The organism is Aeromicrobium sp. UBA7512 (assembly GCF_002476985.1).
Lineage (GTDB): Bacteria > Actinomycetota > Actinomycetes > Propionibacteriales > Nocardioidaceae > Aeromicrobium > Aeromicrobium phoceense.
Window position 1 is genome coordinate 514,100 of sequence record NZ_DLNK01000007.1, and the last position, 13,051, is coordinate 527,150.

Genomic DNA, 13,051 nt, shown 5'->3' on the forward strand with positions numbered 1-13,051 from the left:
GAACATGAGAGAGCTCGTCGCCGAGCTGAGGGAGCGCACCGCCACCGCGCGGCTGGGCGGGTCGGAGAAGGCCCGCGAGCGTCACGTCTCGCGCGGCAAGCTGCTGCCGCGCGAGCGGGTGGACCGGCTGCTCGACCCGGGCTCGCCCTTCCTCGAGATCGGCGCGCTCGCCGCCTACGGCCTCTACGGGGACGACCCGTTCGCCGTCCCGAGCGCCGGCATCATCACGGGCATCGGCACCGTCTCCGGGCGCGAGTGCGTGATCGTGGCGAACGACGCGACGGTCAAGGGCGGCACGTACTACCCGCTCACCGTCAAGAAGCACCTGCGGGCCCAGACCATCGCGGCGGACAACCACCTGCCGTGCCTCTACCTCGTGGACTCCGGGGGCGCCTTCCTGCCGATGCAGGACGAGGTCTTCCCCGACCGCGACCACTTCGGCCGGATCTTCTTCCACCAGGCGCAGATGTCCTCGCGCGGCATCCCGCAGGTGGCCGCGGTGATGGGCTCGTGCACCGCGGGCGGCGCCTACGTGCCGGCGATGAGCGACGAGTCGGTGATCGTGCGCGACCAGGGCACGATCTTCCTCGGCGGGCCGCCCCTCGTGAAGGCCGCGACCGGCGAGGTCGTCACGGCCGAGGAGCTCGGCGGCGGCGAGGTCCACGCCAAGGTCTCGGGCGTCGTCGACCACCTGGCCGACGACGACGACCACGCGCTGCAGCTCGTGCGCTCGATCGTCGACACGTTCGCGCGTCCGCAGGAGCCCACGATCACGCGCCGCGAGCCGATGCCGCCGCGCGAGGATCCCGCCGGCCTCTACGACGTCGTCCCGGTGGACTCGCGCACCCCCTACGACGTGCGCGAGGTGATCAGCCGCATCGTCGACGACTCCCGCCTGCACGAGTTCAAGCCGCTCTACGGCGACACCCTCGTGTGCGGGTTCGCGCACATCGACGGCTGGCCCGTGGCGATCCTGGCCAACAACGGCATCCTGTTCAGCGAGTCGGCCCTCAAGGGGGCGCACTTCATCGAGCTGGCCAACCAGCGCGGCATCCCGCTGGTGTTCCTGCAGAACATCACCGGCTTCATGGTCGGCCGGGAGTACGAGAACGGCGGCATCGCCAAGGACGGCGCGAAGCTCGTCACGGCGGTCGCCTCGAGCGTCGTCCCGAAGTTCACCGTGGTGATCGGCGGCTCGTTCGGCGCCGGCAACTACGGCATGTGCGGCCGCGCCTACGACCCGCGGTTCCTGTGGATGTGGCCCAATGCCCGGATCTCGGTGATGGGCGGCGAGCAGGCGGCTTCGGTCCTGGCGACCGTGCGCGGCGACTTCGACTCGCCCGACGCCGAGGAGGCGTTCAAGGCGCCGATCCGCGACCAGTACGAGACCCAGGGCTCGCCGTACTACTCCACCGCGCGACTGTGGGACGACGGGATCATCGACCCGGTCGACACCCGACGGGTCCTGGCCCTCGGCCTGGCCGCGGCCGCCCACGCCCCCGTTCCCGCGCCGAGCTTCGGCATCTTCCGGATGTGAGTGACATGACCCTCGACTCCGTACTGGTCGCCAACCGCGGCGAGATCGCCGCCCGCGTGCTGCGGGCGTGCCGCGAGCTCGGCATCCGCGGCATCGCCGTGCACGTCGCCGGCGACACCGCTCACCTCCCGTGGGCCGACGCCGCGGTCGAGGTGCCGTCGTACCTCGACGGCGCCGCGATCGTCGAGGCCGCGCGCGAGGCCGGCGCCGCAGCCGTCCACCCCGGGTACGGCTTCCTCTCCGAGAACGCCGCGTTCGCGCGGGCGGTCACCGAGGCGGGGCTCGTCTTCGTGGGGCCGGACGCCGACGTCATCGAGCTGATGGGCCGCAAGGACCGGGCACGCGAGGTCGCCGAGCGGGCCGGAGTTCCGGTCATGCCGCGCTACGAGCCCGGCGCCGTGCCGACCGACGCCTACCCCGTGCTCGTGAAGGCCGCCGCCGGTGGTGGCGGCAAGGGCATGCACGTCGTGCGCGACCCGAAGGACCTCGGCCACGCCCTGACCACCGCCGCGCGTGAGGCCCGCGCCGCGTTCGACGACGACACCCTGCTCATCGAGCGCTACGTCGAGGGTGGTCGTCACGTGGAGGTGCAGGTCTTCGGCGACCGCCAGGGCCACGTGGTGCACCTGCTCGACCGTGACTGCTCGGTGCAGCGCCGCCACCAGAAGGTCGTGGAGGAGGCTCCGGCACCGGGTCTGGACCCCGAGGTGCGCGAGCGGATCCGCTCCGCCGCGGTCGCCCTGTGCCGTGAGGTGGGCTACGTCAACGCGGGCACGGTGGAGTACCTCGTCCACGGCGACGAGGCCTACTTCCTCGAGATGAACACGCGGCTCCAGGTGGAGCACCCGGTCACCGAGGAGGTCACCGGCACCGACCTCGTCCACTGGCAGCTGGCCGTCGCCGCCGGCGAGCCGCTGCCGTTGCGCCAGGACGAGATCACCGAGCACGGTCACGCCGTCGAGGTGCGCGTCTACGCCGAGGACCCCTACGCGGGCTTCCTGCCGCAGGCCGGCCGTATCCGCGAGGTGTGGTGGCCCGGCGCCCGCGTGGAGTCGGTCATCGAGGACTTCGACGCGGCCGACGTCAGCGCCGCGTTCGACCCGATGATCGCGAAGATCGTCACGACGGGCGACGACCGCGACGAGGCCGTCGACGCGATGGTCGAGGCGCTCGACATGACGGCGGTCTTCGGCATCCGCTCGAACGTCGGGTTCCTGCGCCGGGTCGTGGACTCGGCGCGGTTCCGTGCGGCCGAGATGGACACCGGCTGGCTCGACACCGCGCCCGAGGAGCTGCTGTCGCTGCCGGTCGTGCCCGAGGCCGCGGCGGCCTGCGCGGCCCGGCTCCTGTGGCCGCGACCCGCCGACGGCTGGAGGCTGGCCGGCCCCGCGGCGCCGCTGCTGCTCCCCGTGGTCGACGAGGAGGGCGAGCGGCACGAGATCACGTCCTGGTCCGACCACGTCCTGCCCGCCACGACCGACGGGGCGAGGGCGTGGGTGGCCGTCCGCGGCGAGACCCACGTCTTCGAGCGGCCCGATGGCACGCGTCGCCCGCGCGCCGTCCACGCCGGCGACGCCGAGGTCACGGCGCCCATGCCCGGCACCATCATCGCCGTTGAGGTCGAGCCGGGCCAGGAGGTCGAGGCCGGTCAGCGGCTCGGTGCCGTCGAGGCGATGAAGATGGAGCTGGCCCTCACCGCCGCGCACGCCGGCGTCGTCACCGAGGTGGCCGCCACGGTGGGCCGTCAGGTGAGGATGGGCGACCTGCTGTTCCACGTCGAGGCCCGGGAGGACTGATGGACGCACTGCCGATGGTCGAGCGCGATCCCGCCCTGCCCGAGCGCGTCACGATCTACGAGGTCGGCCCGCGCGACGGCCTGCAGAACGAGTCGGGCATCGTCCCCGTGGACGCCAAGGTCGCGTTCATTCGCGACCTGATGGCGGCGGGGCTGCCGGTGGTCGAGGCCACGAGCTTCGTCCACCCGAAGTGGGTTCCGCAGCTCGCCGACGCCGGTGAGGTCGTGGCGCGGCTGCCGATGGACGGTGCGGTCCCGCTGCCCGTCCTCGTGCCGAACGAGCGAGGGCTCGATCGCGCGCTGGAGGCCGGGGTGCGGCACATCGCGATCTTCGCCAGTGCCACCGAGACGTTTGCGCGCAAGAACCTCAACAGCTCGGTCGAGGACCAGTTCGCGATGTTCACGCCGGTCGTCGCCCGCGCCCTCGACGCGGGCGTGGACGTCCGGGCCTACGTCTCGATGTGCTTCGGCGATCCCTGGGAGGGCCCGGTCGATCCCGCTCAGGTCGTGCGCGTCGGCTCGCGCCTGCTCGACCTCGGGGCCACCCAGCTGTCGATCGGTGACACGATCGGCGTGGGCACGGCCGCGCACGTGGCGCGGCTCGTGGCGGAGTTCGCCGCGGCGGGCGTGGCGCCCGACCGCCTCGCGATGCACTTCCACGACACCTACGGCCAGGCGCTGGCGAACGCGCTCGCGGCGCTGCGCTGCGGCATCACGACCTTCGACGCGTCGGCCGGCGGCCTGGGCGGCTGCCCCTACGCCGAGAGCGCCACGGGCAACCTCGCCACCGAGGACCTCGTGTGGATGCTGAACGGCCTGGGGATCGAGCACGGCGTCGACCTGCCGGCGCTCGTCCGCGCAAGCGTCACGATGGCGCAGGTGCTGGGCCGCGAGAGCCCCTCCGCGGTCGTCCGCGCCCTCGCCTGATCCCCCGGTGGTCGAGTAGCTCGTGAGCGCAGCGAGCGGCGTATCGAGACCACGTTCGGATTCAGCGTCGGAGGCGGCGGTCCTTGAGCTCGTCCTGGGCGTAGCGACCGACCTGCCACGTGCCGAAGCCGTCGGCGGTCGCGCCGACGGCGCCACCGAGCAGCGGGATCTTCTTGCCGGCGAGCATGAGCGCGCGGCGACCGATGGTGCGGCCGACGAGCTCGCCCGTGACCTCCTTGGCGATCCGGTCGTCGAGGACCGGATCGTGCATCGGCGAGGTCGCGAGCGCCATCGGCGAGGAGGGCAGCGTGCGCTTCTTGATCATGTCGGCGACGGTGTCCTCGCCGAGCATCACCGCGAGCACGGCGTTGCGGACGCGGGGGTCCTCGATGTCGTAGCCGCGGAGGTGGGCGATGCTGGCCACGAGGTGGCACTGCACGATCGTCACGCCCACGACGTTCGCCGGGACGCTGACCGGCGCGAGCGCGATGCCGCCCAGGTTGGTGACGAAGCCCTGGAGCCCCGCGAGGCTGGTGTGGGAGCGGACCAGCGCGGCGACCGCCTTCTCGACGTCACCGCCGTGCGCCGCGAGCTTCGCTCCGGCCGTCTCGGCGACCGACCGCAGCGGCCCGACGCCGTCGATGGCGCTGTCGAGCACCGTGCGGACGTACCCGGAGGCCACGTTGGGCACGACACGGGTGCCGGCCTCCTTGGCGATGCGGTCCTTCATACCCATGCGGCAAGCATAGGAAGCCTGGGCGAATCCGCTCACTCGCCGCGAGCACGCCCCGCCCCTAGGGTGGCGCCATGGCGCAGGAGCCGTTCTCGACGCACGTGGCGACGCCGCAGTGGCGTGCCCTCGCGGTGGAGTGGCTCACGGGGGCCCTCGCCGAGCACGCGATCGCGGTGACCGGCGAGATCGAGCAGCCCCGGATCCGGCCCTGGTCGACCCAGCTCACCGTCCCCACCGACGCCGGGCGGGTCTGGTTCAAGGCCACGTGCCCGGCGATGGCGTTCGAGCCGCCCCTGCAGCAGGCGATGGCCCGCCTCGTGCCCGGGGCGGTGCAGGAGCCGCTGGCCGTGGACGGCGAGCGGGGCTGGATGCTCACGCTCGACCACGGCCCCACCGTCGGCGACCAACGCACGCCCACGGCGCAGGACTGGTGCCGGGCTGTGGCCCAGGCGGCCCGCGTGCAGCGCGCCCTGGTCGGCCACCACGACGAACTGCTCGCCACCGGCCTCCCGGACGCGGGCCCGGAGACGGTCGTCGCGCGCTTCGACCGGCTGCTGGAGATCCACGAGCAGTCTCCTGCCGACCACGACGGTCGCGTTCCTCCCGGGCGGATCGAGGAGCTGCGCGCGCGCCGACCCGAGCTCGTCGACGCCTGCGCAGTCCTCGCCGCGTCGGCCGTCCCGTCCACCTGGCAGCACGGTGACCTGCACCCGTGGAACCTCCACGGCTCGGGCGACGACGTCGCCTTCTTCGACCTCGGCGACGGCATGTGGGCCCACGCCGTCGAGCTGCTCTCGGTGCCCTACGGCGTCGTGACCTCGCAGGACGCGGTGGCGTGGGAGGACGTCGCGCCCGCCTGGTGCGAGGTGTGGGAGGTCGAGCCGCCCGAGTTCGAGTGCCTGTGGCGGGCCTCGGGCTTCACCCACGCCGTGAACCGCGCCGTGACGTGGCATCGGGCGCTGCTGACCGCCACCCGCGAGGAAATGGCCGAATGGGGCGGTGCCGTCGAGCACCACCTGACCTCCATGCTTGACGCATGAGACCGGTGCCCCTGCCGCCCTCGCCCTGGGCGTTCGAGCCGGCGGAGTGGCCCGAGGAGGACTGCATCGCGTCCGGCGCCGACCTCGAGCCGTCCACCCTCATCGCGGCCTACCGGCACGGAGCCTTCCCGATGCCCGACCGCAGGCGCCTGCTCTGGTGGTCGCCGATGGACCGCGGCGTCCTCGGGCCGGGTGACCTGCGCGTCTCGCGCTCACTGCGGCGCTCGATGCGCTCGTTCACGATCACCGTGGACCAGGACTTCGAGGCGGTCATCGCCGCATGCGCCGACCCGCGCCGTCCGGGGGCGTGGATCAACCCGGCGATCCGCAAGGCCTACATCCGGCTGTTCGAGCTGGGTCACGCGCACAGCGTCGAGACCCGCGACGAGCACGGGCGGCTCGTCGGAGGGCTGTACGGACTGGGGATCGGAGCCCTGTTCGCAGGCGAATCGATGTTCCACCACCGCACCGACGCCTCGAAGGCGGCCCTGGTCGGCCTGGTCGAGCGGATGTCGGTGCTCCCGGACTGGCTCATCGACACCCAGTGGCAGACCGACCACCTGGCGACGCTCGGGGTGCGCGAGGTTCCGCGGGCGGACTACCTGGCCGCGATCGAGGCCCTCACGGAGCTCCCCGCACCCGATTGGGACTGAAATCTCGCGACACGCCCGGGGGCCCCCGGCAGGCGGACCCTCCCGTGTCATCCCTAGACTGACGCAGTACCCATTTCATCCATTTCAGGAGCAGAATCGTGGCACTTTCCCGCAACGATCTCGTGGCCGAGCTGGCCGCCAAGACCGGCAGCACCAAGAAGGACGTCGACGAGTTCGTCACCGCCTTCGCCGAGCTCGTCATCGACTCGGTCGCCAAGGGCGAGAAGATCTCGATCCCGGGTGTCCTCTCGGTCGAGCGCGTGCAGCGCGCCGCTCGCACGGGCCGCAACCCCGCCACGGGCGAGACCATCGACATCCCCGCCGGCTACGGCGTGAAGGTCAGCGCCGGCTCGCGCCTCAAGGCCGCCGCGAAGTGATCTGACGCCTGCGTCACGACGCCCCCGCCCCTGTGGTTCCCGAAGCTGTGGACACAGGGCCGGGGGCGTCGTTCGTCTGTGTGAGGATGCGGCCGTGAGCTCCTCGACGACGTCCTATCCCCGACTGGCGCGTGAGTCCCCCGACTTCGCGCACTGGAAGCTGCCGGTCGCGGCGGTCGTGGGGACCTTCCTCTACGTCGTCCTGGTCGTCGTCCTGGTCATCGTGGCCGTCGTCGGCGTCGCGGCGTCCGGTACGTCGTTCGACACGTGGCTCGACGGGACCGACACCGACATCGCCCTGGACGATCCGGGCCTGCTGCTCTTCCAGCTCGCCACGATCGCCGTGCTGCTGCCGTGCGTCGTGCTGGCGGTCGCGCTGGTGTGGCGGCGCCACGTGGGCTACCTGCACTCGGTCGAGGGACACCTGCGCTGGTCGTGGCTCGGCCGCTGCCTCGCGCTGGCGTTCCTCGTCGTCGCGGCGGCGCTCGGCCTCTCGGTCCTGGTGGCCGCGGTGGCGGGCGACGAGACTGTCAGCGTCGAGGCACCCGGTGGGCGCGCCCTGGCCGCCCTCGCGGTCGTCCTGCTGGTCGTGCCGTTCCAGGCCGCGGCCGAGGAGTACGTGTTCCGCGGCGGGCTGATGCAGCTGATCGGCTCGTGGACCCGCTGGACGGTGGTCCCCGTCGTCGCCACGAGCCTGCTGTTCGCCGCCGGCCACCTCTACTCGTTCTGGGGGCTCGTCTCGGTCTTCGCCTTCGGCGTCATCGCGGCCGTGCTCACGATCCGCACGGGCGGCCTCGAGGCCGCCGTGGCCCTGCACGTGGCCAACAACATCGTCCTCATGGTGCTCGACATCGTGGGCGTCATCGACTCGAGCGGGGAAGGTGCGGGGCTGTGGAACGAGGTCGTCCCGTCCACGGTGATGTGCCTCGTCTTCTGGGCCCTCGTCGAGTGGTCCGCCCGGCGTCGCGGCCTCCAGCGGCGCCGTCCGCCGCTGCCCGCACCGGCGCCCGCCGCGGCCCCTGCCTATGTCGTGGTGCCGCCCCCGCCGTACGTGCCCGCCGCCGAGGGCCCGACTCCCGCAGTGCCGGCACCGCCCGTCGTGCCGGCCGCCGCGCAGCCTGTCGTGCCGCCGAACGCACCGTCCTACCCGGGGGATCCCGGCGTGTGGGGTCGCTGAGCCACCACGGACGACGACGGGCTGCCCACGGAGGAACCGTGGACAGCCCGTGCAGGCCGAGGATCAGGCGTTCACCTTGGCGTAGTGGTCCTCGAGGTGGGGCCGGTGCAGGTTCTCGCCCTCGATGTCCACGTTGGGCAGGATCCGGTCCAGCCAGCGCGGCAGGTACCAGGCCTTCTCGCCCATGAGGTACATCAGAGCGGGGATCAGCACCATCCGCACCACGAACGCGTCGAAGATCACCGCGGCCGCCAGCGCGAAGCCCATCGACTGCACGATCGGCTCGTCCATGAAGATGAAGCCGGCGAAGACCGAGGTCATGATGAGCGCCGCCGCCGTGACCACGCGCGCGCTGTTGCGGAAGCCGTCGACGACCGCCTCACGGTACGAGGCACCGTGCACGTGGGCCTCACGGATCCGGGTCACCAGGAACACCTGGTAGTCCATCGCCAGGCCGAAGACCACGCCGATCAGGAAGATCGGGATGAAGCTCACGATCGGCTGGCCCGGGAAGATCCCGAACAGGCCCTCCTGGAAGATCGCGACGGTCGCGCCGAGCGTGGCCATCACCGACAGCAGGAAGCCGAGCGTCGCGGTGAGCGGCACCAGCAGCGAGCGGAAGACCATGACCAGCAGCACGAAGGCCAGGCCGATGACGATCGCCAGGTAGACGGGCAGCGCGTCGGAGAGCTTCTCCGAGACGTCGGTCTGGATGGCCGTCATCCCGGTCACGCCGATGGACGTTCCCGTCTCGGCCTCGATGGCCTGCTCACCGTCGCGCAGCGACTGGAGCAGCTCCTCGGTGGCGGTGTCCTCGGCCCCGGACGACGGGGTGAGCAGGATCATCGCGCCCTGCTCGTTGCCCGCCGCCATCATGGCGCTCGCGACGTCGTCCTGGTCGGCGGCCCACTGCGTGACGGCCTGGTAGGCGGCCTGCTGCTCCTGGGGGTCCTCCACGCCGCGCGCGTCGACGACCACGAGCATCGGCGAGAGCCGGCCGGGGCCGAACGCCTCGGTGACGAGGTCGGACGCCTTGCGCTGGGTGGTGTCCTCCGCGGCGGTGCTGTCGGTCGGCAGCGCGAGGTGCATGTCCTTCACCGGAATCGCCAGGGCGCCGAGGCCCACGACGACCAGCAGCACCCACACCAGCGGCGCCCTGCCGACGAACCGCGCCCAGCGGACGCCGTGGTTCAGGACGTGGCCGTTGGCGTCGCGGGCCGGCGTGTAGCGGCGGAAGCGCAGCGAGAAGGCCTTCGTCTTCAGCATGCCCAGGATGGCGGGCAGCAGCGTCAGCGCGACCAGCACCGCGACGGCGACCGTCGCGGCCGCGCCCAGGCCCATGGCCGTGAGGAACGAGATCCCGACGACGCTGAGCGCGACGAGGGCGATGATCACCGTCAGACCGGCGAACACCACGGCCGAACCGGCGGTGCCGACGGCGATGCCCATCGCCTCCTGGCGGTCGTCGGTGTGCTCCAGCTCGCTGCGGTAGCGGGCCAGGATGAACAGGGCGTAGTCGATCCCGACCGCCAGGCCCAGCATGCTGGCCAGTGCCGTGGTGCTCGACGGGACCTCGGTGACCGCCGTCATCGCGGTGATCGCGGTGAGGCCGATGCCGACGCCGATGCCGGCGGTGACGATCGGCATGCCGGCGGCCACCAGCGAGCCGAACGTGAGCGCGAGGATCACCAGGGCCAGACCGATGCCGATCAGCTCCGACGAGGCGCCGGCGGGCTCCATGGACTGCATGGCGGAGCCGGAGACCTCGACGGTCAGGCCGGCATCGCGCGCCGTGTCCATGACCTCGGTGACCTCGTCCTGCATCTCGGGCGTCACCTCGAGCACCGTGGGGGTGTCGAACGTGAACGCGATCGTGCCGACGCGGCCGTCCTCCGACAGCGGGGTGGCCGCGTCGATCTGCGCGGTCGCCCGGGCCAGGGCCGCGTCGCGGTCGAACGGCTGGCCGGCGGCCGTGGCCTGCTCCTGCGCCTGGTCGACGCCGCCGACGGCCTGGGCCCCGAGCCCGGCGGCCGCCTCCACCGGTCCGACGACGCCGTCCTCGACGTCCTCGAGTGCGTTCAGCTCGGACACGAGCGTCGCCACGGTGCCCGCGTGGGGCTCGGCCGACAGCTGCTCACCCTCGGGGGCGGCCAGCACGATCGTCGCGCTGGGCGCGTCGACCGGTGCGGCGTCGGGGAAGAGCTCCTGCTGCAGCTCGGCCGCCTCGACGGACTCGATGCCGGGAATCGAGAAGGTGTTCGACATCGGCTTGGACAGGTAGCCGGCGACGGCGCCGAGGCCGATGAGCGCGATGAGCCAGGCGGCGATGAAGATCGGCCAGCGCCGGTAGGCGGTCTTGCCGAGTCGGTAGAGCAGGGTTGCCATGAAGGTCTTTCTCGGGTGGGTGGGCGGAGGATCAGGCGCGACGGGTGCCGAACAGGGCGCTCGTCGCGGCGAAGGCGCGGTCGAAGTGGTGGGCGACCGTCTGCGACGGGTCGGCGAGCGACTCGTCGAGCGCGGCGTCGCACAGGGTGAGGATCAGATTGCCGATGAGTCGCAGGTCCAGCGGATCGACGGCCTTGCCCTCGCGGTGCTCGATCGCCTCGGAGAGCTTCCGGGCGCGTTCGACGAAGCGCTCGTGCACCGCCGACATCAGGCGATGGTCGCGGCGCAGGATGCGGCGGACCGCCGCGAGCTCGGCCGGGTCGGGTACCTCGGCCTCGAGCGAGGTGCGCACGAGCTCCTTCACGTCGACCAGGAGGTCACCGGTCGGGCCGCCGGACAGGAACGTGGCGACGATCGCCTCGTCGGGGTCCTGGTCCGGGCCGAGCACGGCGTCGAGCTTGCCCGGCACGTAGTTGAACAGGGTCCGGCGCGAGACGCCGGCGGCCTCGGCCAGCTCCTCCATCGTGAAGCCGTCCAGACCGCGTTCGTCGGTCAGCAGGCGGGCCTGGCGCACGATCGCCGCGAGGGTGCGCTCACGCCGGGTCGAACTTGCACTCTTTGCCATGGAGTGCATTCTTGCACTCCATGAGCCACAGTGCAAAGTTCGTGAGCGTGCTCACGTCACGACGGGCCGCCCGGCCGCCTCCCAGGCGTCCATCCCGCCCTCGAGGTTCACCGCGTGGTGGCCGATCGACGTCAGCCAGGCGGTGGCTCGCGCCGACCGCTGGCCGAGGTGGCACACCACCAGCAGGGGACGCTGCGGATCGAGCTCGCCGACGTGCAGCGGCAGCTGTCCCAAGGGGATGTGCAGCGCGGACCGGACGTGACCGGCGGCCCACTCGTGGGGCTCGCGGACGTCCAGCACGACCCAGTCCGGCGGCAGCGGATCGGGCACCTCGGCGACCGTGACGTGGGGCACCTCGGAGTCACTCATGGGACGTGGCACCTTTCCCGGGTCTTGAATCCCGGCCGGTTGAATGGTTAATTGTTACTAGTCATGCGGTCGTGGCGCACAGTGCGCCCTGCCCTCATGACCAGGCGCGTGTCGACCGACACGTGCTGGGGGAGGAGGACACATGGTGGAGAGTCGCGACCTGGTACGACTGCCCTTCGAGTCTTCCACCCCGGGCATCGCCCGCACGAAGCTCGCCGCGTTCCTCACCCGCAACCGCACTGATCTGGCCGCCATCGACAACGCCCTCATCGTGCTGAGCGAGATGATCGCGAACGCCGTCGCCCACGGCACCCCCGACGACGACGGGGCCATGGAGATCTCCTGGGCGATCGAGAACGGTCACCTCCTGCTGAGCGTGCGCGACTTCGGCCGTGGCTCCGGCGCCGACCTCGTGCCGCGCCCCTTCGACGAGGACTCCCTCGGTGGCCGCGGCCTCTCGATCATCAGCCGGGTCGCCGACAACTGGTCGGTCGACCTGAGCGAGGGCACCTGCGTGCGTGCCGAGCTCACGCTGGCCTGAGCACCGGACCCACGCCGCCGACGGATACCGTGTCGGCCATGGGCAAGAAGTCGCGAGGAACCAAGCCGGCCAAGCAGCGCATGCCGTTCGTGGCACGCACCTTCGAGGGACTCCCGTCCGAGGGTGACTGGGTCGCGATGCGCGAGTTCGTCCCGTCGGCCACGGCCCGCGTGGGCCTGCGCGACGGAGGAACGGTCCGGATCTGCTCCCTGCTGCCAGGTGCCGGTGCCGGACTCGTGCGTCCCGACGGCGAGATCTGGGTCGGCCTGCAGGTCATGCACAACCACGGCGACATCAGCCGCGACCTGGCCCACGTCATCGAGGTGGCCCGCGAGACCGAGCCGGGCACGCCCATCCGCATGACGCCCCCGGGCGTGGGCGCCCGCCTGCAGGACCTCATCGACCCCGACGGCTCCTTCGAGATCGAGTTGCACGAAGGCTTCGACTGGTGGCTCGTCGAGGAGGACCGCGGCTCGTCCGCGGCCGCGTCGGCGCTCGAGGAGGCCAACGCCACCGTGGCGCCCACCACGCGCCTCACCGCCACCGACTCCGCCTACGTCACCGAGATGGGCGACCACGCGTACCTGCGCTGGATCATGCTCGACGAGGAGGGCCCGCTGCTCGACGCTTTCGCCCGCCTGCGCGCCGCCGGCACCGACTCGCTCGGCGAGGGCACCAAGCTGATCGGCATCTTCCGCGCCCACGGCCTGCTGGTGCCCGTTTGGGAGCTCGACGGCGTCGGTGCCACCGAGCTCGATGCCGCGGTCCCGGACTTCGTCGCCGTGCTCGACGAGGCCAAGGCGCAGACCGCCGAGCTGTCCGCTGCCGAGCGCACGGCCCGCCGCGACCTGGTCAGCCGACAGGTCACCATTCGCTGAATCGACGGGCTGAT

Annotated in this window: 13 protein-coding genes; 9 read left to right on the forward strand and 4 right to left on the reverse strand. The window is 71.9% G+C overall.

Features of this window, described 5'->3' with window-relative positions; all coding sequences use genetic code 11:
* Positions 1-4: 4 nt before the first annotated feature.
* Genes B2363_RS13365 through B2363_RS13375 form a run of 3 tightly spaced genes read left to right on the forward strand, consistent with a single transcriptional unit; the run spans position 5 to position 4,259 of the window.
* Entirely contained in the window at positions 5-1,537 is a 1,533-nt protein-coding gene (locus tag B2363_RS13365) for a carboxyl transferase domain-containing protein (RefSeq protein WP_286931537.1), read from the forward strand.
* A 5-nt stretch (positions 1,538-1,542) separates the two neighbouring features.
* On the forward strand, positions 1,543-3,333 hold the full coding sequence (locus tag B2363_RS13370) for a biotin carboxylase N-terminal domain-containing protein (RefSeq protein WP_286930786.1): 1,791 nt from the start codon (positions 1,543-1,545) through the stop codon (positions 3,331-3,333).
* Positions 3,333-4,259: a hydroxymethylglutaryl-CoA lyase gene (locus tag B2363_RS13375; protein WP_286930787.1), complete on the forward strand. Its 927-nt coding sequence runs from the start codon at positions 3,333-3,335 to the stop codon at positions 4,257-4,259. The genes B2363_RS13370 and B2363_RS13375 overlap by 1 nt, the downstream gene beginning before the upstream one ends.
* A 61-nt stretch (positions 4,260-4,320) precedes the next feature.
* Here the strand turns inward: B2363_RS13375 and B2363_RS13380 are convergent, their stop codons facing one another.
* Positions 4,321-4,995: an EcsC family protein gene (locus B2363_RS13380; RefSeq protein ID WP_286930788.1), complete on the reverse strand. Its 675-nt coding sequence runs from the start codon at positions 4,993-4,995 to the stop codon at positions 4,321-4,323.
* A 71-nt stretch (positions 4,996-5,066) separates the two neighbouring features.
* Here B2363_RS13380 and B2363_RS13385 point away from each other — a divergent pair, with 71 nt between their 5' ends.
* The 4 genes from B2363_RS13385 (at position 5,067) to B2363_RS13400 (ending at position 8,239) form a co-directional block, all read left to right on the forward strand.
* Complete coding sequence (locus B2363_RS13385) at positions 5,067-6,032, forward strand: phosphotransferase (protein ID WP_286930789.1); 966 nt, start codon at positions 5,067-5,069, stop codon at positions 6,030-6,032.
* Positions 6,029-6,685 carry a leucyl/phenylalanyl-tRNA--protein transferase gene (gene aat, locus B2363_RS13390; protein WP_286930790.1) on the forward strand — a complete coding sequence of 219 codons (657 nt, stop codon included), beginning with the start codon at positions 6,029-6,031 and terminating at the stop codon, positions 6,683-6,685. Before B2363_RS13385 ends, aat begins: the two co-directional genes overlap by 4 nt.
* 98 nt (positions 6,686-6,783) lie before the next feature.
* The gene (locus B2363_RS13395) at positions 6,784-7,062 is read left to right on the forward strand and encodes an HU family DNA-binding protein (protein ID WP_078699556.1); all 279 of its coding nucleotides are present in this window, start codon (positions 6,784-6,786) and stop codon (positions 7,060-7,062) included.
* Positions 7,063-7,156: 94 nt separating this feature from the next.
* Positions 7,157-8,239 (forward strand): CPBP family intramembrane glutamic endopeptidase, encoded by a 1,083-nt coding sequence (locus B2363_RS13400; protein WP_286930791.1) that lies wholly within the window; start codon positions 7,157-7,159, stop codon positions 8,237-8,239.
* 63 nt (positions 8,240-8,302) lie between these two features.
* Here the strand turns inward: B2363_RS13400 and B2363_RS13405 are convergent, their stop codons facing one another.
* The 3 genes from B2363_RS13405 to B2363_RS13415 are packed head-to-tail and all read right to left on the reverse strand — an operon-like array spanning position 8,303 to position 11,618.
* On the reverse strand, positions 8,303-10,624 hold the full coding sequence (locus B2363_RS13405; protein ID WP_286930792.1) for an MMPL family transporter: 2,322 nt from the start codon (positions 10,622-10,624) through the stop codon (positions 8,303-8,305).
* A gap of 31 nt (positions 10,625-10,655) precedes the next feature.
* On the reverse strand, positions 10,656-11,249 hold the full coding sequence (locus B2363_RS13410) for a TetR/AcrR family transcriptional regulator (protein WP_286930793.1): 594 nt from the start codon (positions 11,247-11,249) through the stop codon (positions 10,656-10,658).
* Between the two features lie 51 nt (positions 11,250-11,300).
* A complete protein-coding gene (locus B2363_RS13415) occupies positions 11,301-11,618 on the reverse strand; it encodes a rhodanese-like domain-containing protein (protein ID WP_286930794.1) in 318 nt (105 codons plus the stop codon).
* A 142-nt stretch (positions 11,619-11,760) separates the two neighbouring features.
* Here B2363_RS13415 and B2363_RS13420 point away from each other — a divergent pair, with 142 nt between their 5' ends.
* Positions 11,761-12,159 (forward strand): ATP-binding protein, encoded by a 399-nt coding sequence (locus B2363_RS13420; protein ID WP_286930795.1) that lies wholly within the window; start codon positions 11,761-11,763, stop codon positions 12,157-12,159.
* A gap of 38 nt (positions 12,160-12,197) precedes the next feature.
* A complete protein-coding gene (locus B2363_RS13425) occupies positions 12,198-13,037 on the forward strand; it encodes a DUF5926 family protein (protein WP_286930796.1) in 840 nt (279 codons plus the stop codon).
* Positions 13,038-13,051 lie beyond the last annotated feature (14 nt).